This is a genomic window from Neisseria canis, assembly GCF_900636765.1.
GTDB classification, from domain to species: Bacteria; Pseudomonadota; Gammaproteobacteria; order Burkholderiales; family Neisseriaceae; genus Neisseria; species Neisseria canis.
Map to the genome: position 1 here is coordinate 1,549,269 of NZ_LR134313.1, position 19,231 is coordinate 1,568,499.

Below are 19,231 nucleotides of genomic sequence, written 5' to 3' on the forward strand. Positions count from 1 at the left end.
TGATGAAAAATAAAGTAATTTGTATTTTGAAAGCATTAAACTATATTGATTTATGTCATTTTCTTTAACCTTTTAATAAGTAAGGTAAACCGCTTATCGCTTCTTGTATCCAGATAACATATTTTTGAGTGATGTAGTGTAAAGCAGAGTATGCTGTGAGTATAAAAGGGAGACGCTTGCTTGGTTAATGTGGTACTGACTAAATAACTCAATTTGGGAGACTATATCATGACTTATGGTATTAAAATCGGTAAGCAAAATAATTATTACGAAAATGCAATAAATAGTGCTTCTTGGTATTATGACGACAAATATTCGAAAAAAGGCGGTAAAGAGAAGTACGGTAAGAAAAAAGATAAAGATTGGGATGATGATTGGGATGATAAGTATGAGAAAAAGGGGAAAGACAAAGATTGGGATGATGACGATAAACACGATAAGAAAGGCAAAGATAAAGACTGGGATGACGATGATTACGGTTACAATGTAATCACCGGAGATGATTGCGACAACGAGCTTTGCGGCACCGAATGTGACGATAAAATTTCCGGCAAAGACGGTAACGACACCATTTACGGTAATGGCGGCAACGACTTGCTTTACGGCGGCGACGGCTGTGATTACATTGACGGCGGTGAAGGCTGCGATACGCTTTACGGCGGTGACGGAGACGATATCCTGATCGGCGGCGGCGGTAACGACACGCTCTACGGTGGTAACGGCAATGATAAATTGTACGGCAGCAACGAAGCGGACTGCCTGTATGGTGAAGACGGCTGCGATTTGCTGGACGGCGGCTACGGCGATGATTATCTGAACGGCGGTTCCGGTGCGGATACTTATGTATTCGGTGCATGCTATGGTGACGATGTGATTGAGGATTGCGGCGATCCTTGCGAAACCGATGTGGTGGAATTCAAATCAGATATTAACCTGAGCGATGTATGCTTTACTGCTTGCGGTTGTGATTTGCTGGTTACGGCCGGCCAAGATGATTCCATCACAATCAAAAACTGGTTTGCCGGCAACCAAAATCAGATTGAGGAGTTTAAGTTCACAGAGGGCACCATCACTAATGCACAAATCAATGATGCTTTAGCATGTTACGATACCGTGTGCGCACCTTCGTTGATTCCACAGTGTCCAGAAGATCAGGTAACGCCGAATTTAATCGGCTGATAATGTGTTGATTTGGGAAAACTTCTGAAACAGATAAAGAGCCGGTTATCCGGCTCTTTTTTAGAATTGAAAAATGCCTGTCTGAAAAAGTTTCAGACAGGCATTTGCATTTTTTATCCGATGATTAAGGCTTGACGGCTTTGCCGTTGATGGTGGCGGAAGTGAGCTTCAGGTTGTAGGTTTTGCCGTCGTCGGTGTAGGTGATTTGTGCCGGGATATTGTTAACCGCTGTGGCAAACGAATAGTTGACGGTGCTGTCGCCGCGGTTGACGCGGTATTTGTCGACTTGGGTTTTGCCGCCCGCGAAGCTGAACTGCTCGCTGCCGGTTTTACTCATGCCGCCTACGGAATACAGTTTTTTACCGTTGGTGATTTTCAAGCCGGCGGGTAGGCGGGCGTCGTTGGCGGCAAGTTGCCAGGCCAATGTGAACAAGTCCATTGCGGGGCCGGATACGGTTTCGGTTTTCTGTTCGCCTGTTTTGCCGTAAGTCACGCGGTTGCCGCTGAAGCGGGCTTCGGCATAGGTTTTGCTGCCGCGTACATCGCGGTAATAACTGGGCCTGAGTGTGTTGCCGGAAATGGTGCCGCCGCTTTCGAAGCGGATACTGTACATCGGCACTTTGATATTCGATACGATGGTGTAACTGTCGCCTTTGCGGGTGAAAGTCATGGTGGCGGGAATGCCGTAAGAGCCGCTGTATTTCAATACTGCGCTTTGCGGCAGCTCGGCGGCAAGTGCGGGGAGGGCGGCAGCGGATGCGCCGATCAGAGCGATGGAACGGATTAAGTTTTTCATAGTTGTCCTTTATGGAAAGTCAGGCAAGCAACTGGGTGTGCGGATCAGGCTGGAGGCTGCCCAGCACGCGGTTTTGCCGGATGCTCAGTTTTCCTGCTGCAAAATCGGCCACCGCTTGCGGCAGCAGCTTGTGTTCTGCTGTTAATACACGGGCGGCGAGTGTTTGGGGTGTGTCTTCATCCGACACGGGCACAACGCCTTGCGAAATAATCGGGCCGCAATCCAATTCGGCGGTTACAAAATGTACGGTACAGCCGGCGACGCGGCAGCCGGCTTCCAGTGCGCGTTGGTGGGTGTTGAGGCCGGTAAACGAAGGCAACAGCGACGGATGGATGTTGATGAGGCGGCCTGCATAATGGGTGCAGAATTCGGGCGTGAGAATACGCATGAAGCCTGCCAATACCACCAGATCCGGCTGGTAGCTGTCGATAAGTGTCATCATGGCGGTGTCGAAAGCGAGGCGGTTGGTAAACGCTTTGTGGTCAAGCGCGCCGGTGGCAAGGCCGCGCTCTTTAGCCCAAGCCAAACCTGCTGCGGCTTCGTCGTTGCTTAATACGGCCGCGATTCGGACATTGGGAATATCCGCGTTGACGATGGCCTGCATGTTGCTGCCGCGGCCGGAAATGAGGATGACGATGTTTTTCATGTTATCGGAATATAAAAAAGTTAGGGGCAAAATAAGGCTTGCGGTGTGTGGCGGCAAGCGGTTTAGCTTAATTTAACGGGATTTTAAACGGCAGTGTGCAAAATGCAAACAATGCCTGTCTGAAAAAATTTGAACGCGAACCGGCTTACGGATTTCGGTTAGGAAGCATGGCGACTGCATAAGTGGTTTGACTACGGCCGCACGGCAATCTACATACTCGTTTTCAGACAGGCATGGCAGGGCCGGTATTGATCAAAGCAGAATGGCCGCTGCCTGTTTCAATAAACCGAATGCCAAATAAAGCATCATCAGGGCGATCAGGCTGTCGAGTATCTGCCAAGTGTGCTCCCGTCGGAACAGCGGCAGCAGCAGGCGTGCGCCGTAGCCGATGGCGGTAAACCAAATGCCCGAAGCGCTGAGGGCACCTGCCAGAAAATGCCATTTGCCGGTTGGCGGCAGCGGCGCGGCGGCGCCGCCGATGAGCATTACGGTGTCGATGTAAACGTGCGGGTTGAGCAAAGTTAGGGCGAGGGTTGCCGCCGCGGTTTTGAAAGGGCTGGGCGCGGTAGGCGCGGTGTCGGGGGTGAGAATGCCGTTGCCCTGCCAAGCGGATTTTGCGCTCCGCCACGCATAGGCGAGCAGAAACAGGCCGCCGGCCAGCGCCATCAGCGCGGTTGCCTTCGGGCTGTCGGCGAGCAGCGCGCTTACGCCGAACACGCCGGTGGAAATCAGGGCAAAGTCGCACAGCCAGCAAATCCATACAACCACTCCGACATGTTGCTTGAGCAGGCCTTGCTTGAGCACAAACGCATTTTGTGCGCCGATAGCGGCAATCAGGCTGGCGGTAATCATGAAACCGGAAAAGAAAGCAGACATATCGGATGTGGGGGCGGGATGTTGATGAATAAGTTTGCGCGCCGCTTTTGCGCGCGACGGTGGAATTATATAGTGAATCGGGTGTGAGCAATACACATACATATCCGGTTCATACCCGAGATGCGATGCAGTTGCCGGAAAATGCCTGTTTGAAACGTTTTCAGACAGGCATTGGCATATTGATTCAGTGCCGGCAATGGGCGTGTTTCACAGGCTCCCAGAAGATGCCTTCAACCGTGTTGCTTTTTTTATTGAACACAATTTTATACTGACATTGCTGCATTTTGCCGCTAAAAGCGTAGCGGTAGAGATAGTTCCATTCTGTTAGGTAAGAGCTGCCGTGGTGCCAGGGCTTGCCGAGCAGCTGCTGCACGGTCGCGGCGTTCATGCCCGGGCGGATTTGGTTGAGTTTGTCCCAGTCCGGCTTGATGCCGAGGTTGGGGTCGTTAACCGTGCGCCATTTGAGGATATGGTTCACTTTGTAAGCCTTTTGCTTGTAGGTAACTTCGTATTTTTTGCCGGATGTGTGAACAGGTAAAGTGTGCACCGTCGGTTGCGGTTGGGGCTTTTGGGCGCAGGCACTTAATAAGAGTGCAGACGTTAGGATAAGGTAATGTTTCATGATTATTTATTGAGATTGAGTAGGATAAATAAGTTTAGCAGAATGGCATATAAACAAAACAATGCCTGTCTGAAAGGTTTCAGACAGGCATTTTGTGGTGTTCGGTCTTGTAGTTAGAACGGGGCGTCGAGCAAAGCGGCCAAGCGGCGGGAATTGGCGATTAAGCCTTCGTCTTGCTGTTCGTCAAGCTCCAGAGCCGTTTTCATCATCAGAAGATTGGCCGGCCGGCCTGAATGCAGACTCATTTGGATGCGCGCCGGAGTGAAATCGAGGCCGTGTTTGCGGGCGAACGCTTGGGCGCGGCGGTTGGCGGTTTCGAGCATAAACATCAGGCTGATATCGAGATGGAAGACGCGAGCCTGCAAAACTAAGATACGCGCGGCAAACCAGTCGGCTTCGTCGGTAATGATGCTCGGTGTATTTTTGCCTTCCACCAAACGTTCGGCGGCAATCATCAGGGCAACCGTGCGCACTTGCGGCAGCATGGCTTCGCAGAACATGGCGCCTGGGCGTTGCGGTAAATCGGCCAATAGCAGGTCAACGCGGTGGGCGTTGCCGTCAACCACCAAATTGCAGCAGCTGAGGATTTCGGGCTGTTGTTGTAAGATGCAGGCTGCTTGGGTTTGCATGATAGTCTTCCTTATCTTGAGAGGGTTTTTTAGCAGGCGGCCCGGAAATTTCAGGTAAAACAAAAACCGCCTGTGGATTTTACGGGCGGTTTCTTGTTTGGTGTTCAATTGCTGCTTTCAGACACGCACAAACAGATACCGCGCATTGCTGCGGTACCAATAAAAATAAGTGTTTGTGCGGATGGTGTTCATAATCAAAAGCTTTCGTGGGCTTAAAAATAAGTTAGCTGGACGAAGATTAAAACAGTTTGTCCAGAATTGTCAATATCCATTTGACAAAAGCTGCAATCATGCCGACAAATTCGCGCAATCCTTCCATTTATTCTCCCCATTTTGGCATAAGTGTGTGCTCTATGCGCAATTGATCGAGAATTCTGGCAACAACGAAGTCGATTGAGTCGTTTAATGTCTTCGGATGGTGGTAAAAGCCGGGAGACGGAGGCAGGATAACGGCACCCAATTGTGAAAGTTTGAGCAGGTTTTCCAAGTGCAGCGACGATAAAGGGGTTTCGCGCGGCACGATAATCAGCGGGCGGCGCTCTTTGATGGCCACGTCGGCGGCGCGTTCGATGAGGTGGTCGGACGTTCCGTGCGCCACCGCGGCCACCACGCCCATGCTGGCCGGGCAGATAATCATCGCATCGGCCGGATTGGTGCCGGATGCGGGCGGGGCGAACCATTCGTCTTTACCGAACACGCGCAGCTGCTCGGGGCTGGTTTGAAATTTTCTGCACAAGATTTCGCGGCACGCTGCGGTGTTGGCGGGCAAGGTAAGCCCCATTTCCTGCTGGGCCACCACTTGTGCGGCTTGCGAATAGAGCAGCCACACGGTTTTACCGGCTTTGAGCAGGCATTCGAGCAGGCGTATGCCGTAGGGCATGCCGGAGGCGCCGGTGAAGGCGAGTGTAACGGTTTGTATGGGGCCGTGGGCTGTCATTGGGGCCAATCGTTGCGGAAAAACGCTGATTATACAGAAATTTAAAACAGGCCGAAATAATGGCAGATGTAGCCGGTGAGGATGACCGGAGGCAGGAAAAGCCAGCCGAATTGCCGTTTGGCTTGCGGCTGGCCTTTGAGGTGCGCAGCCAGAAATTTGAATAAAACGTATTTAAATAAAAACACGCATTCGCAGGCCAGAATAATGCCGTAAGTGAGGTGTTTGGCCGGCGTTTGCGCCGGGTTGAATGTGAAATAAGCGATGGTAGCCAATGGAATCAGGCATATAACCAGCCAATGGAAGAGCATTTTGTTTTCGGAAGCGGCATTCATAAAAGGTGAATCTGAAGTAAAAGCAGGGTTTGATTTTAACGGATAAACAAATGCCTGTCTGAAAAACCGGTTTCAGACAGGCATTGCCGGACCGGTTTACATAAGGAAGAAATACGCCCAAACAGCAACCAGAATGATGCACAAAACGTTGAGCAGCATGCCCACCCGCATCATATCTTTCTGCGTTACCAAGCCTGTACCGAACACGATGGCATTGGGCGGGGTGGCAACCGGCAGCATAAATGCACAGGAAGCGCCGATGCCGATAACCATAACCAACACTTCTTTAGGCAAGCCCATTTGTGTGGCAACGCTGCCGAAAATCGGCACGAGCAGGGCTGCGGAGGCGGTGTTGCTGGTAAACTCGGTTAGGAAAATGATGAATGCGGCTACCGCCAAGACGACGATAAACGGATGTGCCAAAACGAAGGTGGTTGCCATCTCCTGACCGAGTACGGCGGATGCGCCGGAATGTTTTAACAAATTGCTCAGGGCGATGCCGCCGCCAAACAGCATCAACACGCCCCAGTCGGTGTTGCGCGCCACTTCGCGCCAACGTACCGTGCCGAACACGACTACTGCGGCAGCGGCACACAAAGCAATGAATGAATCAGGGTTAAGAATGCCGAATTTTTCTTTTAACGTGCCGCTCATAATCCATGCTGCTGCCGTTACGATGAAAATAATGATGGTAATGATGCGGTGTAACGTCCACGGGATGTGCTCTTCTTTTACCTGAACGCGTTTGGAAAAATCCGGTTTTAAAACAACGTATAAAGAAACCAGCATCAAAGGCAGAATCAGTATCATCATGGGCAGGGCAACTTTCATCCAGCCGGCGAAGTCCAAATCAAGTGCTTTGGCTGCGATATTGTTGGGCGGTGAGCCAACAACTGTGCCCAAGCCGCCGATGCTGGCGCAATAAGCAATGCCCAGTAAAACGAACACAAAGGTTTTGCGGTCTTTTTCTTTATCCAGATGATCCATCAAGCCCAAAGCCAAAGGCAGCATCATTGCTGCGGTGGCGGTGTTGCTGATCCACATGGATAAAAACGCGGTGGCGGCAAATATCAGCAAAACGGCCACCAGCATGTTGCCGCGTGAAAGGGAAATCAGCCAAACCGCGATTTTGCGGTCGATGCGCTGCATATGCAGCGCGGTAGCCAGCGCGAAGCCGCCGAAAAACACATAGATAATCGGGTCGGCAAAGCTCGCCAGCGCCTGCTTGGTATTCATTTCGGGAATGTGGAATAAAACGGCCAAAATCGGCACCATCAAAGCGGTTACCGTGATGTGCACGGCTTCGGTAAACCACATGATTGCCACAAAGCATAAGATGGACAAGCCTTTGTTGACGGTGTCTTCATAAGGCAGAATCATATACACAATCGCGCTGATAACGGCTGCGATGACGGTAATCAGCAATCCTCTGAAATTGGTGATCGGCGCTTGCGCGCTGAGTAATTCGGTGTTTTCGGGGAGGCTTTGTTTGGGGCTCTCGCTCATTTATTGTTCCTTGTTAATTATTGTGAAGGTTTTTATATTCGGTTCCGACTTATTTTGCTTGAAATTTAATCAGGCAATCTTGGGAAAATTACAAAAATTGAGGGTTTGTAATTGTATGTAGTATAAGGTTAACTTCATGGAAAAAGCAAATTGTTTTATTTTTGCGCAATAAAATGCCTGTCTGAATAAATCTTTCAGACAGGCATTTGAGTTGTCGGAATGGATTTTACGCAGCTGTGAGCTGGATGCTTTCACGTTCGGCAGCGCATGCGGCGATTAATAACAGCTTTGTGCAAACCCTTTTGCATCATGTTGGCAGAAACGGCCTTCGTACGGATTCCAGCGGTAGCCTGCGCCTTCTCCATTGGCAATTTTCTTAGGTTTGGGTGCTTTCGGGGTTTTGGCGGAATGGTTGTTGCTTTTGGCTGATTTTATGGATTTTTTGGCATGAAAGCGTTTGAGTTCGTCACACGAGGGCGTGCCGTTACGGTCTTTTAACAAAGAGCCTTGCTCAATCCGGCAGGCACGTTCCAGCCTTTCTTGCTCGAAAGCGTGGGCGTTGAGAGAAATGAGCAGAAATAATAAAGGAATAGCGGATTTGGGCATGGCGTTTCCTGTGAGTCCGTTAATGTATTTATCATTTTGATGGGTTGAGATAATAACATAAAAAATAGTTACGTGATTTCTTGTGGGCTGTGTCAGCAGCCGTGAACATATAAGTTTTAACCGCGCGGGTGGTGTTCTTCAACAATATTTTTCAAGCGCTCGTTGGCAACATGGGTGTAAATCTGGGTGGTGCTGATGTCGGCATGTCCGAGCAGCAGTTGGACAACACGCAAATCGGCGCCGTGATTGACCAAATGGGTGGCAAAAGCATGCCGCAGGCCGTGGGGGCTGAGATGGCTGATGCCTGCGGCTTGGGCATATTTTTCTACAATCATCCAGGCGAGCTGGCGGCTGATGCCGCCCCGTTTTTGGCTGACAAACAATTCGTCGCATGCCTTGTTTTTCAATAAAAGCGGGCGGGCTTCGGCGATATAGCGTTCTATCCAGTAAGATGCTTCTTCTCCTAAAGGAACGATGCGCTGTTTGTTGCCTTTGCCTATGGTGTTAATCATGCCTTTTTGCAGGTCGGCTTCGCCGATTTTGAGGTTGACGGCCTCGCTTACGCGCAGCCCTGTCGCATATATCAGCTCCAATAAGGCTTTGTCGCGCAGGCCGTGTGGGGTTGCTGTGTCGGGTGCGTTGAGCAGGGCGTCGATTTGGGGTTCGGTAATCAGCTTGGGCAGGGTTTGCGTCTGTTTCGGTGCGGTTAGGTGTTGGGTGGGATTGTCGTGGCGCTGCTCGGTTTCAAGCAGCCAGCTATAGAGCCGCTTGCAGGCGGAAAGGGCGCGGGCTTGCGAGCGGGTTTTTTCGTCGGAATGGTATACCGCCGCGGCAAGATCGGTGGTTTGTGCGGTTTGCCAGTTGAGGTGGTGTTCAGCCAGGCGGGCGGCGATTTTCTCCAAATCCCGGCGGTATGCTTCCAGCGTATTTCTGCTCAGGCGGTCGTTAAGCCAAAGATGTTCGAGCAGTCGGTCGATCGGTTCGTTCATAATCGGTGTTTTTCAGACAGGCATGGTTGGCAAGGTGTTAAATGTCGATGCCTTCATGCCGCAGCAGCCAGCGTTTGATGGCTAACGCATCCCCTTCGCCGCTGGAAAAACCGCCCAAGCCCTGTTTGGCTACAACGCGGTGGCAAGGCACCACTAAAGCCAACGGGTTTTTGCCGCAAGCGCCTCCGACTGCGCGCGGATGGCTGCCGATTTTCCGGGCAATGTCTTGGTAAGTGAGCACTTGTCCGGCGGGTATTTCGGCAATCGCCTGCCATACTTGCTGCTGGAAAGCGGTGCCTTTCTTGGAGATGGGGTGGTTGAAGTTTTTCAGCCGGCCCGCAAAGTAATCGTCAAGCTTTTGCTGCCACACGTCGGGCAGGGGATAAGGCGCGTATTCGGGCTTGCCGTGTAAATTCAGTTCGACAAGGTTGTGTTCCGCATCGAACACTAAGGTGATGTTGCCGAATGGTGCGGCGTAAAGGCAGGGATAGTTCATGGCAGCTAAAGGTGGGGTGAGGTGTTGCGGCCTATTTTAGCGTATTTGGTTTTAAGACTTCTATTTATTGCGGCGGTGCCCTTATTGAGCAATCGGTTTGACCATCAGCCACATGCCTGTCTGAAAGTTTTCAGACAGGCATGTGTAAACGGCAAAGCTATTTCAGGGATACTTCGAAAACGCCTCGTAAAGCGTTGCTCAATAATATTTTTTCTGCACGCAATATGTCTTTTCGGGTCAGGCGGCTTTCTACCGGCGTTATGCCACCCAAGTAATCATTGGGGCGGTCGAAAACGGCTTGCCGCATAACGCCGTTGAGAATATCCAGCCCGACCGGCGGAGTGTGGTATGCGCCGTCGATGAGCAGGAACACGTTGCTGCGGCCACCTTCGAGCAGAAAACCGCTGCGGTTGAAAAACAGGCTGTCGAATGCGCCTTGGGCTTGAGCCGTTTGCCAGCCCTGATCGTAAATATGCCGGTGGCTGGTTTTGAAACGGCGCAGGAAATCGGCATCAGGCAAATCGGTTTGGGAAAGCGTTACATACTGCGGTGTTGCAAAATGCGTGAGCGGCGCAGTTTCGTGTTGCAGCCTGCCGTTTGGCTTGAGCGTAATTTTGAGGCGGTGGGCATGTTGGGGCAGAGCGGCTGCTATATTTTGGATATAGTTTGCGGCTGCAGTTTCATCGTAGGGGATGTTTAACATGCGTGCGCTGTGTGTCAGCCGCTTTAAATGATAGGGCAGCAGCGGAATTTGCCGGTTTTCGACACGGATGGTTTCTATCAGGTCGAATTCGGGGGCAAGTTGTGTGATAAAGCGGGATTTCCAACGGCATTCTTCATATTCGGCATGGCTGTCGCTGTCCCAAACGATGCCTGAGCCCACACCGTATATGGCTTTGTAGCAGTCTTTGTTTTCAGCAGGGGCAAGTTGCAGGGTGCGGATAACGACGTTGAGCGTGCCGTGAAAGCCTAAGCCGCCGACGCACGGAGCCAGATGGCCGATGCTGCCGGTGTAGAGTGAGCGTGGTTCGGTTTCCAATTGTTGAATCAAGTGCATACTCATGCGTTTGGGTGCGCCGGTGATGGAGCCGCACGGAAAAGTCGCTTTGAAAATGTCGGCGGCGCTTGTGCCGGGCTTGGCTTGGGCGTAAATGGCACTGGTCATTTGCCAAACCGAGCCGAAGCGCGATACCTTAAACGGCTCTGGCACGCGCACGCTGCCGGTTTCGGCGATTTTGCCCAAGTCGTTGCGCAAAAGGTCGACGATCATGATGTTTTCGGCGCGGTTTTTGGGATCGACTTGCAGCTCTGCGGCGCGGACGGCATCTTGCCCGTCATTTAACACGGGAGCCGTGCCTTTCATCGGCTCGGTTAGCATTTCGCCGCTTTCCGATATTTTGAGAAAGAGTTCGGGGGAGAAGCAGAGTGTCCATTTGTGTTGCTGCTGCCCGTCGGGCAGGCAGGTTAAAGCGGCATAGGGAACCGGCTGGCGCAGGCGGGTGTAGAGCTTTACCGGGTCGCCGTAGGCTCGGACATGGAGGCGCGTGGTGTAGTTGATTTGGTAAGTATCGCCGCGGGCGATGGCCGCTTTAATCCGGTTGACGGCTTCGGTATAGGCGGCTTGGTTTACTGAATTGCGGGTGCAAGTGAGGCCGGCGGGTTTGCTGCCGCTTTGTTCAGACAGCCATTGTTGCGGATTGTCGAGCAGGTTTTTTTCTGCAAACCAGTGCAAAGCAAGAAAACCCTGTTCGGCAGGCAAGGTTTGCAACGGCAGGCCGAATTCGTAGTCGGCAAAAATGACTACATGCAGGTTTTCCGCCCAGCCTTTTTTCAGACAGGCATCCAGTTTGCCGATTTCGTCGGGCGGCAAAAACTCGCTGCGCATGTGGTTTTGAAACAGCTGCGCATGGTTGGCAGCAGCATCGTCGAGCAGGGCGAAATAGGGCATCTTTCGAATCGGCGGTATGGAGTTCGGATTTATTTTCAGACAGGCATCTGCATTGCGGGAACAGGCGCAATAAAAAAGCGCAAATCGGATTTGCGCTTTATTTTCAGACAGGCCTTATTGTTTGCCTTCTTCGCTATCCAGGAAGCTCTTCAAGCGGTCGCTTCGGGTCGGATGGCGGAGTTTGCGGAGCGCTTTCGCTTCAATCTGACGGATGCGCTCGCGGGTTACGTCAAATTGTTTGCCTACTTCTTCAAGCGTGTGGTCGGTGTTCATGTCGATACCGAAACGCATACGCAACACTTTCGCTTCGCGCGGGGTAAGGCTTTCCAACACATCTTTGGTTACTTCGCGCAGGCTCGAATACATGGCTGCATCGGAAGGTGCCACGTTATTGATGTCTTCAATAAAATCGCCCAAGTGTGAATCGTCGTCATCGCCGATCGGGGTTTCCATAGAAATCGGCTCTTTGGCGATTTTCATGATTTTGCGGATTTTATCTTCCGGCATTTCCATCAGCTCGGCCAGTTTTGCAGAATCGGGTTCTTCACCGTTATCTTGCAGGTATTGGCGGGCAATCCGGTTCATTTTGTTGATGGTTTCAATCATATGAACGGGAATACGGATGGTGCGGGCCTGGTCTGCAATCGAGCGGGTAATGGCCTGACGGATCCACCATGTTGCGTAAGTGGAAAATTTATAGCCGCGGCGGTATTCGAATTTATCCACCGCTTTCATCAAGCCGATATTGCCTTCTTGAATCAAATCAAGGAATTGCAGGCCACGGTTGGTGTATTTTTTGGCAATAGAAATCACCAGGCGCAAGTTGGCCTGAATCATTTCCTGTTTGGCGGCAGCGGTTTCTTTTTCGCTAACCACCATGTTTTTGTTGATTTCTTTTAATTCGTCAATTGAAATGCGCGCCTGCTTTTCCATTTGGGCCATTTCGGTTTGTTTTTCCAAAATGGCATGTTGGAAACGGCTTAATGCATCGCTCCATACGCGGTTTTTGGCGATTTCTTCGCCCACCCAGTCCAAATTGGTGGTGTTGGGTAAGAAAGATGCGATGAAATAATCGCGGTCCATATGTACGCGGTCTAGGCAGATGTCGCGGATTTCGCGCTCAAGTTTGCGGATTTGTTCGACATTGTTGCGCAGGTTGCTGCTGAGGTTTTCGATTTGGCGCGTAGAAAAACGCACTTCCAGCAGTTTGCCGGCGATGGCGTCGCGGTGCTCCAGATATTTCGGGTGTTTGCTGTCGTATTTGTCGAGCGCGGCAATCATTTTTTCGTAGCTTCCGTTGATGCCGTCGAAATGCTCCAAAACTTTTTGCTTCAATTCTTCCAGATTGGTGTTTTCAAGTGTGCTGCCGCTGTCTTCTTCATCTTCTTCGTCTTCGGAATCGTCTTCGGTGTCTTCGTCGCTGTTGTCGTTTCCGGCATCTGCAGAAGTGGTTTCCAAATGGCCGAGCCCCAATTCGTTGAGCAAAACTTCGTTCGGATCGATGATGGCTTCAACGGCTTCGTCGACTTTGATTTCATCGTTGCGCACTTGCTCGATCAGCGCCAGGATTTCGGCAATGGAACCGGGGCAGGCTGAGATGGCCTGAATCATGTTTTTCAGTGCGTTTTCGATTTTTTTGGCGATGATGATTTCGTCTTCGCGGGTAAGCAGGTCGACTTGTCCCATTTCGCGCATATACATGCGCACGGGGTCGGTGGTGCGGCCGAATTCGGAATCGGCGCTCGAGAGGGCGGCTTCGGCTTCTTCTACGGCGTCGTCGTCGGTAATGCCTGTGCTGTTGTCGTTCATCAGCAGGGTGTCGGCATCGGGGGCTTCTTCGGTAACTTGAATGCCCAAGCCTTGAATCATGTTGACGATGTTGTCGATTTGTTCGGCGTCGGACATGTCGTCGGGCAGGGCGTCGTTGATTTCCGCGTAGGTGATATAGCCGCGGTCTTTACCCATGATAATGAGCTGGCGCAGGCGGGCGCGCTGCTCTTCCGGCGTGAGCGGACGGTTGTCGTCGCGTTCTTCGTTTTCGGAGTCTTGGATGTTGTGTTGGTTGGTCATTATCAGTCTCGGTATGTTCGGTCGGCATCCGCCCGTGGCAATGGGTATTCTGCGTTGGTGTGAGCAGCCGGAATGGGTTGGCGGATTTTTGATAATTGTGTTTTGCCTGCGATAGCATGGCTGCTTTCAGGCTGTGAAGTCTGTCGTTCCGCTTTTAAATGGGGGTGCTTGCCGAGATTGCAAGCGTGGGGCGGAAAAAAGCCAGTATTATATAAAAATCTTGTTGTTCCAACAAGATAAATACCTGTCTGAAAAATGGTTGTTGGGGTTGCTGCGCTCGGCGGAATGGGTTGTTATGCTTGGTGGGTTTCAGACAGGCATCGGATGATTGTTTTATATTTTGTGTTGTTTTTGTGTTAATAAGTTCAACAAAAGTTTTTTTTCGGAATCGCTGAGGCCGCCTGCGCTGTTTTTGGCTTTGAGTGCGTCGATTTGGTCGGAGCAAAAGGTTTTAAGAAGCTGTACCATGCCTTGTTTGAATTCTTGCCGGCTTTCTTCGCTTGCGGTGTCGGGGTCTGCGGTGTTTTCGCTGTTGCGGTAGATATCGGTGAGAACGGATTCATAGCGGCTGCCGCGCATGTGCTCGAAAATGTGGGCGCTGTTGGTGATGTGCGGGTTGCTTTTAATGGTTTCGGCTACGTTGGCCAGACAGGCCAAATCGCCTGTAAGCGGCAGATAATCGGGCAAGTGGATGTATTCGGCCCATGCGGGGTTGGCAAGCAGGGCGCGGATTTGTTTTTGCGCCAGGGTAATCATTTGCGGCTGGCGGGCGGTGCCGGCAGGGAGCTTGTAATTTTTTTGCTGAACATGGCGCTTGGGTGCTTCTTGTCCGAGGAGTTGGGCTAGATTGGCCGGATCGATGCCGACTAAATCGCTGAGTTTCTGCTTGAGCAGAAAGCTTAATGCGGGGGCGTTGATTTGGGTGAGCAGGGGAGCGCTGGTTTTGATAAGTTCGGCTTTGCCTTCCTGTGTGCGCAAATCAAGAGTTTCTGTGAGGGCATCCCAAATATATTCAGACAGGGGTTTGCTTTGGTGGAGCAGGGCGTCTTCGAATTGGGCTTTGCCGAATTGGCGTACATAGCTGTCGGGGTCGTGTTCTTCGGGCAGGAACAGAAAGTGCAGCGATTTGTCGTCTTTCAGTTGGGGAAGGGCGTTTTCCAGTGCGCGCCATGCGGCTTTTCGGCCTGCTGCGTCGCCGTCGAAACAGAAATAGATGCTGTCGGTTTGACGCATCAGCAGTTTTACATGCTCGGAAGTGGTGGATGTACCCAGCGAGGCAACGCCGTAACCGATGCCGAATTGTGCGAGGGCGACCACATCCATGTAGCCTTCCACAACCAAAATGCGGCCGGCGTCTTTGATGGCGGCGCGGCCTTCGTAAAGGCCGTACAGGTTTTTGCCTTTGTCGAATAAAGGGGTGTCGGGCGAATTAAGGTATTTGGGTTTGGAATCATCCAGCACGCGGCCGCCGAAGCCGATGATTTGCCCGCGTGTGTCGCGTATGGGAAACATGATCCGCTGGCGGAAGCGGTCGTAATGTTTGCCTTCGTTTTCGATAACCATGCCGCTGTCGATCAGGGCGGTGTTCGGGTAGGGCTGAAAAACTTGGGCCAGCGGCTGCCAGCCTTCCGGCGCGTAGCCTAAGCTGTAATGCTCGATAATTTCGGGGTTTAGGCCGCGCTGTTGGAGATAGGATTGTGCTGCGGGGTAAAGCTTGAGTTGTGCGCGGTAGAAATCTGCACAGGCTTGGGTGGTTTCTTCCAGGGTTTGCTGCTTTTTTTTGCGTTCGGCACGTTTTTCGGGGTTGTCGGCCTGGCCTTTGGTGCGCGGTACGGTCATGCCGACGCGGTCGGCTAGGAATTGCACTGCTTCCGTAAAGCTCAAACCCTGGTATTCCATGACAAAGCCGATAGCCGAACCGTGTGCGCCGCAGCCGAAACAGTGGTAAAACTGTTTGGAAGGGCTCACGGAAAATGAGGGTGACTTTTCTTTGTGAAACGGGCAGCAGGCCATATAGTTAGCCCCGCCTTTTTTTAGCGGAACGTGTTCGTCGATGATGTCAACAATGTCAACTTTGGCCAGCAGCTCATCAATAAAGTCGGATGGAATCATGGTACCGTGCGTGTATTTCAGACAGGCAAAGGGTATAACTGATGCCTGTCTGAAAAAGATTAATCAGCTTAAACGGGCTTTGAGGATTTTGTTGACCTCGCCCATATCGGCTTTGCCGGCAAGCGAGGTTTTCAATAATCCCATTACTTTTCCCATGTCGGCCATGCTTGCCGCTCCGGTTTGCGCTATGGCGGCTTCAACTGCGGCCTGAATATCTTTTGTGCTCATCATTTCCGGCAGATAGCGGTTTAATACGTTGATTTCGGCGGTTTCTTTGTCGGCCAAATCGCTGCGCCCTGCGTCTGCGTAGATTTTGGCTGAATCTTTGCGCTGCTTAATCATTTTGCTCAGGATGGCGGTGATTTTTGTATCGTCTGCCTCGGTGCGCTCATCTACTTCGAATTGTTTGATGGCGGCATTGATTAAGCGGATGGTTGATAAAGACACTTGGTCTTTGGCGCGCATGGCCGTTTTCATGTCTTCGGAAAGGCGGGCTTTTAAAGTCATCGTTCGGGCTTTCGTTAAGTATTTTCAGACAGGCATTCTAAATGCTAAAAACACCGAAAAACAAGTTCCCGGTGTTTTTATTTTTTGATGTATTAAACTCGGATTAATACATTTTAAGAGGAAGCTGCTGGCTGCGCAGACGTTTTTGCAGGCGTTTAACTGCCGCTGCTTTTTTGCGTTTGCGCTCGGTGGTCGGTTTTTCGTAAGCTTCGCGGGCGCGCAGCTCGGTCAGCAAGCCAGTTTTTTCTACAGCACGTTTGAAACGGCGCATAGCAACTTCAAAAGGTTCGTTTTCTTTTACACGAATAGCAGGCATTTTATTTCCTAGTATTAATTTAAATTGTTTGGATAACTGCGCCGGAAAATAGACGGGCAGTTTGGATAATGGATGTGTATCTCGGTTTCGCAGTTAGCGGGGCGGAATACGCGCCGTGATGTAAACATCACCTCCTAACAGGCCTGCCGCTTTTGCCGCAGGCGGAAAATAATCAGCCTGTGTAATACAGGCTGGAAAATCATGTGATTATCTTAAAAAATGTGCGGCATGTCAATCGTGTTTACACGCGGGTAACTCGGCGGACTTGCGGGATATGGTGCAGGGCATGGATGATGCGGTTGAGCTGGGCCAAATCTTTGGTTTTTATCCGGAATTTAAATTCGATAAATCCTTCGATACCTGCCTGGCTTTGCGACGGGGTTTCAACGGCTTCGATATCCGCACCTTCACCGGAAAGCGCTTGCGCCATAGCGGCCAATAAGCCGTGTGTATCTTCGGATGCAACCAAAATATTGGTGCGGTAAGTACGGTCTTGGATGGCACCCCAATCGGCATCAAGCTGTTGATCGGGATCGGCTTTTAAGATATTGGGGCAGGTATCCCGATGGATAATCATACCTTGGTCTTTGATGATTACCGCCTTGATGGCATCGCCGGGAATCGGGTTGCAGCATTGGCCCAAATGCACACGGCCGGTTTCGTTGCCGCTGATTTTGATCGGGCTGAGTTTGACTTCATCGCCAAAATGCTTGCCAGCCAGCTCTGCTATGTGCATGGCTACGGAGGCGGGTAATGTGTGCCCCATGCCGACGTTATATAAAACGTCTTCAAAAGTGGTTTGCTGATTGTTCAAATCGGCAAGATATTTTTCTTTCAGCTCTTCAGACAGGAGTACGTTTTGCGGCAGCAGGCTGGAAAGTGCTTTTTGCAGCAGGTTTTCGCCAAGAAGGATGGCATCTTGGCGGTTCATATTTTTAATGTAGTTGCGGATGGCGCTGCGTGCACGGCTGGATACGGCAAAGTTGAGCCAAGTTGCGCTTGGCCGGGCTTGCTCGGAGGTAATGATTTCTACCGTATCGCCGGTTTTCAGCTCGGTACGCAACGGCATGGCTACTTTGTTGATGCGCGCGGCAATACAACGGTGGCCGACATCGGTGTGAACGGTGTAGGCAAAGTCAATCGGTGTGGCTCCTTTGGGCAATACAACAATCTTGCCTTTGGGTGTGAAGATGTATACTTCGTTGGGGAAAAGATCGACTTTTACATGCTCTAAAAACTCAGTTGCACTGGCGCTGCGGGATTGCAGATCCAGAATGTTTTGCAGCCATGTGTTGGTGTTTATGGTGGCTTGATCGAGCTTGTCATCGCCTGACTTGTAAGCCCAATGGCTGGCCACGCCGCCTTCGGCTACGGCTTCCATTTCGCGTGTGCGGATTTGCACTTCAATGGGCAGGCCGTAGGGGCCGGTTAGGGTTGTGTGCAGGCTTTGGTAGCCGTTGCTTTTTGGGATGGCGATGTAGTCTTTTATCTTGCCCGGCTTGGGTTTGTAGAGTTGGTGGAGCGCACCCAAGGCGGCATAACAGGCGGGAATGTTGTTCACGATTACGCGGAAGCCGTAAATATCCATAACTTCATCAAAGCCTATGTTTTTATTGCGCATTTTTTGATAAATGCTGTATAGGTTTTTTTCGCGGCCTTTGATTTGGGCTTCGATGTTGGCGCTCACAAGGCGTTGGCTGAATGCGCTCAACACTTTGCCGACCACGTCATGATGGTCGCGTCTGAATGCACTCATGGCTTTGCGGAGCGCTTCGTAGCGGTTGGGGTAGATATTTTGGAAAGATAAATCCTGAAGCTCGCGGTAAGCGTTATTCAGGCCGATTCTATTGGCTATAGGCGCATGTATTTCGAGGGTTTCATTGGCGATTCGCCGGCGTTTATCAGGGCGCATGGAACCGAGTGTCCGCATATTGTGCAGACGGTCGGATAGTTTGACAATGATGACGCGGATGTCTTTGGTCATTGCAAGAATCAGCTTGCGGAAACTTTCTGCCTGATGCTCGGCTGCGCTGCCGTATTCGAGCTTTTCCAATTTGGATAGGCCGTCTACCATGTCTGCAATGGTGTCGCCGAACTCTTCTGCAAGTTCGGCTTTGGTGGTGCCGGTATCTTCCAACACGTCATGCATCAAACCCGCGCACAAGGTTTGTAAATCCATATGCCATTTGGCCAGTTCGGTAGCTACGGCAATAGGATGGGTAATATAGGGTTCTCCGCTTTTACGGGTTTGCCCGTCGTGGGCGTGGAAAGCATAGGCGCAAGCTTTTTCCAGCTGAACCAACTCGTCTTTGCCCAAGTAGGCAGCGGTGCGGAACAGCAAGGTGCGCGCTTCGGCGGTTAACTTGTCGTAAGGTGCGGTGGGTTTGGGCGCGGACATGGCGGTTGCCTGTTATTTGTTACGCTTTAGAATGTCGACGGTAATTTGGCCTGCGGCGATTTCGCGTAGGGCGGTAACGGTGGCTTTGTTGTTGCGGATGTCTTCAACCAAAGGAGAAGTGCCGTTTTCCAACTGACGGGCGCGGCGGGCGGCAGCAAGGGTTAAGTCGAAATGATTGGGAATTTTGCCGATGCAGTCTTCTACGGTAATACGAGCCATTTTGTTTCTTTCTTGGAATGGTTAATCAATAGAAATGTGGAAATTCA

General features: G+C 51.2%; 19 protein-coding genes. 1 reads left to right on the top strand and 18 read right to left on the bottom strand.

Translation table 11 applies throughout. The annotated features are described in order from the left end of the window. The first annotated feature begins 228 nt into the window (after positions 1 to 228). Entirely contained in the window at positions 229 to 1,179 is a 951-nt protein-coding gene (locus tag EL143_RS07280) for a calcium-binding protein (protein WP_085415587.1), read from the top strand. A 124-nt stretch (positions 1,180 to 1,303) separates the two neighbouring features. On the opposite strand, the gene EL143_RS07285 is transcribed toward EL143_RS07280, so the two are convergent. The 18 genes from EL143_RS07285 to rpoZ form a co-directional block, all read right to left on the bottom strand. Continuing rightward, on the bottom strand, positions 1,304 to 1,975 hold the full coding sequence (locus EL143_RS07285) for a DUF3108 domain-containing protein (protein ID WP_085415586.1): 672 nt from the start codon (positions 1,973 to 1,975) through the stop codon (positions 1,304 to 1,306). Between the two features lie 19 nt (positions 1,976 to 1,994). Then, entirely contained in the window at positions 1,995 to 2,621 is a 627-nt protein-coding gene (gene purN / locus EL143_RS07290) for a phosphoribosylglycinamide formyltransferase (RefSeq protein ID WP_085415585.1), read from the bottom strand. Between the two features lie 252 nt (positions 2,622 to 2,873). Continuing rightward, positions 2,874 to 3,497: a LysE/ArgO family amino acid transporter gene (locus EL143_RS07295; RefSeq protein ID WP_085415644.1), complete on the bottom strand. Its 624-nt coding sequence runs from the start codon at positions 3,495 to 3,497 to the stop codon at positions 2,874 to 2,876. A gap of 184 nt (positions 3,498 to 3,681) precedes the next feature. After that, entirely contained in the window at positions 3,682 to 4,119 is a 438-nt protein-coding gene (bamE, locus tag EL143_RS07300) for an outer membrane protein assembly factor BamE domain-containing protein (RefSeq protein ID WP_085415584.1), read from the bottom strand. 113 nt (positions 4,120 to 4,232) lie between these two features. Further along, positions 4,233 to 4,748: a hypothetical protein gene (locus EL143_RS07305; protein WP_169709809.1), complete on the bottom strand. Its 516-nt coding sequence runs from the start codon at positions 4,746 to 4,748 to the stop codon at positions 4,233 to 4,235. A 319-nt stretch (positions 4,749 to 5,067) separates the two neighbouring features. After that, a complete protein-coding gene (locus EL143_RS07310) occupies positions 5,068 to 5,685 on the bottom strand; it encodes a flavin prenyltransferase UbiX (RefSeq protein WP_085415582.1) in 618 nt (205 codons plus the stop codon). A gap of 41 nt (positions 5,686 to 5,726) precedes the next feature. Then, on the bottom strand, positions 5,727 to 6,017 hold the full coding sequence (locus EL143_RS07315; protein ID WP_085415581.1) for a hypothetical protein: 291 nt from the start codon (positions 6,015 to 6,017) through the stop codon (positions 5,727 to 5,729). A 96-nt stretch (positions 6,018 to 6,113) separates the two neighbouring features. Continuing rightward, positions 6,114 to 7,523: an SLC13 family permease gene (locus tag EL143_RS07320; protein WP_085415580.1), complete on the bottom strand. Its 1,410-nt coding sequence runs from the start codon at positions 7,521 to 7,523 to the stop codon at positions 6,114 to 6,116. Positions 7,524 to 7,799: 276 nt separating this feature from the next. Beyond that, a complete protein-coding gene (locus EL143_RS07325) occupies positions 7,800 to 8,129 on the bottom strand; it encodes a hypothetical protein (protein WP_085415579.1) in 330 nt (109 codons plus the stop codon). A gap of 116 nt (positions 8,130 to 8,245) precedes the next feature. Further along, positions 8,246 to 9,118, bottom strand: coding sequence for a site-specific tyrosine recombinase XerD (xerD, locus tag EL143_RS07330; protein ID WP_197719584.1), 873 nt, complete (start codon positions 9,116 to 9,118; stop codon positions 8,246 to 8,248). A 37-nt stretch (positions 9,119 to 9,155) separates the two neighbouring features. Continuing rightward, complete coding sequence (locus tag EL143_RS07335; RefSeq protein WP_085415577.1) at positions 9,156 to 9,614, bottom strand: methylated-DNA--[protein]-cysteine S-methyltransferase; 459 nt, start codon at positions 9,612 to 9,614, stop codon at positions 9,156 to 9,158. Positions 9,615 to 9,771: 157 nt separating this feature from the next. Continuing rightward, positions 9,772 to 11,562, bottom strand: a complete 1,791-nt coding sequence (locus tag EL143_RS07340) for a bifunctional chorismate-binding protein/class IV aminotransferase (protein ID WP_085415576.1) — start codon at positions 11,560 to 11,562, stop codon at positions 9,772 to 9,774. A gap of 114 nt (positions 11,563 to 11,676) precedes the next feature. Beyond that, positions 11,677 to 13,632: an RNA polymerase sigma factor RpoD gene (gene rpoD, locus EL143_RS07345; RefSeq protein WP_085415575.1), complete on the bottom strand. Its 1,956-nt coding sequence runs from the start codon at positions 13,630 to 13,632 to the stop codon at positions 11,677 to 11,679. A 333-nt stretch (positions 13,633 to 13,965) separates the two neighbouring features. Further along, positions 13,966 to 15,744 carry a DNA primase gene (dnaG, locus tag EL143_RS07350; RefSeq protein ID WP_085415574.1) on the bottom strand — a complete coding sequence of 593 codons (1,779 nt, stop codon included), beginning with the start codon at positions 15,742 to 15,744 and terminating at the stop codon, positions 13,966 to 13,968. 63 nt (positions 15,745 to 15,807) lie between these two features. Beyond that, on the bottom strand, positions 15,808 to 16,251 hold the full coding sequence (locus EL143_RS07355; protein WP_085415573.1) for a GatB/YqeY domain-containing protein: 444 nt from the start codon (positions 16,249 to 16,251) through the stop codon (positions 15,808 to 15,810). Positions 16,252 to 16,354: 103 nt separating this feature from the next. Continuing rightward, on the bottom strand, positions 16,355 to 16,567 hold the full coding sequence (gene rpsU / locus EL143_RS07360) for a 30S ribosomal protein S21 (protein ID WP_085415572.1): 213 nt from the start codon (positions 16,565 to 16,567) through the stop codon (positions 16,355 to 16,357). Positions 16,568 to 16,808: 241 nt separating this feature from the next. Continuing rightward, positions 16,809 to 18,965, bottom strand: coding sequence for a RelA/SpoT family protein (locus EL143_RS07365; RefSeq protein ID WP_126326682.1), 2,157 nt, complete (start codon positions 18,963 to 18,965; stop codon positions 16,809 to 16,811). A 12-nt stretch (positions 18,966 to 18,977) separates the two neighbouring features. Next, a complete protein-coding gene (gene rpoZ / locus EL143_RS07370) occupies positions 18,978 to 19,184 on the bottom strand; it encodes a DNA-directed RNA polymerase subunit omega (protein ID WP_085415570.1) in 207 nt (68 codons plus the stop codon). Between the last annotated feature and the right edge of the window lie 47 nt (positions 19,185 to 19,231).

Coding starts and splice junctions, on each gene's coding strand:
- EL143_RS07310 (WP_085415582.1), bottom strand. CDS start 5,685: ATGACAGCCCACGGCCCCATACAAACCGTTACACTCGCCTTCACCGGC.
- EL143_RS07335 (WP_085415577.1), bottom strand. CDS start 9,614: ATGAACTATCCCTGCCTTTACGCCGCACCATTCGGCAACATCACCTTA.
- EL143_RS07355 (WP_085415573.1), bottom strand. CDS start 16,251: ATGACTTTAAAAGCCCGCCTTTCCGAAGACATGAAAACGGCCATGCGC.
- xerD (WP_197719584.1), bottom strand. CDS start 9,118: ATGAACGAACCGATCGACCGACTGCTCGAACATCTTTGGCTTAACGAC.
- EL143_RS07305 (WP_169709809.1), bottom strand. CDS start 4,748: ATGCAAACCCAAGCAGCCTGCATCTTACAACAACAGCCCGAAATCCTC.
- EL143_RS07315 (WP_085415581.1), bottom strand. CDS start 6,017: ATGAATGCCGCTTCCGAAAACAAAATGCTCTTCCATTGGCTGGTTATA.
- dnaG (WP_085415574.1), bottom strand. CDS start 15,744: ATGATTCCATCCGACTTTATTGATGAGCTGCTGGCCAAAGTTGACATT.
- bamE (WP_085415584.1), bottom strand. CDS start 4,119: ATGAAACATTACCTTATCCTAACGTCTGCACTCTTATTAAGTGCCTGC.
- EL143_RS07295 (WP_085415644.1), bottom strand. CDS start 3,497: ATGTCTGCTTTCTTTTCCGGTTTCATGATTACCGCCAGCCTGATTGCC.
- EL143_RS07340 (WP_085415576.1), bottom strand. CDS start 11,562: ATGCCCTATTTCGCCCTGCTCGACGATGCTGCTGCCAACCATGCGCAG.
- rpoZ (WP_085415570.1), bottom strand. CDS start 19,184: ATGGCTCGTATTACCGTAGAAGACTGCATCGGCAAAATTCCCAATCAT.
- purN (WP_085415585.1), bottom strand. CDS start 2,621: ATGAAAAACATCGTCATCCTCATTTCCGGCCGCGGCAGCAACATGCAG.
- rpsU (WP_085415572.1), bottom strand. CDS start 16,567: ATGCCTGCTATTCGTGTAAAAGAAAACGAACCTTTTGAAGTTGCTATG.
- EL143_RS07365 (WP_126326682.1), bottom strand. CDS start 18,965: ATGTCCGCGCCCAAACCCACCGCACCTTACGACAAGTTAACCGCCGAA.
- EL143_RS07320 (WP_085415580.1), bottom strand. CDS start 7,523: ATGAGCGAGAGCCCCAAACAAAGCCTCCCCGAAAACACCGAATTACTC.
- rpoD (WP_085415575.1), bottom strand. CDS start 13,632: ATGACCAACCAACACAACATCCAAGACTCCGAAAACGAAGAACGCGAC.
- EL143_RS07325 (WP_085415579.1), bottom strand. CDS start 8,129: ATGCCCAAATCCGCTATTCCTTTATTATTTCTGCTCATTTCTCTCAAC.
- EL143_RS07285 (WP_085415586.1), bottom strand. CDS start 1,975: ATGAAAAACTTAATCCGTTCCATCGCTCTGATCGGCGCATCCGCTGCC.
- EL143_RS07280 (WP_085415587.1), top strand. CDS start 229: ATGACTTATGGTATTAAAATCGGTAAGCAAAATAATTATTACGAAAAT.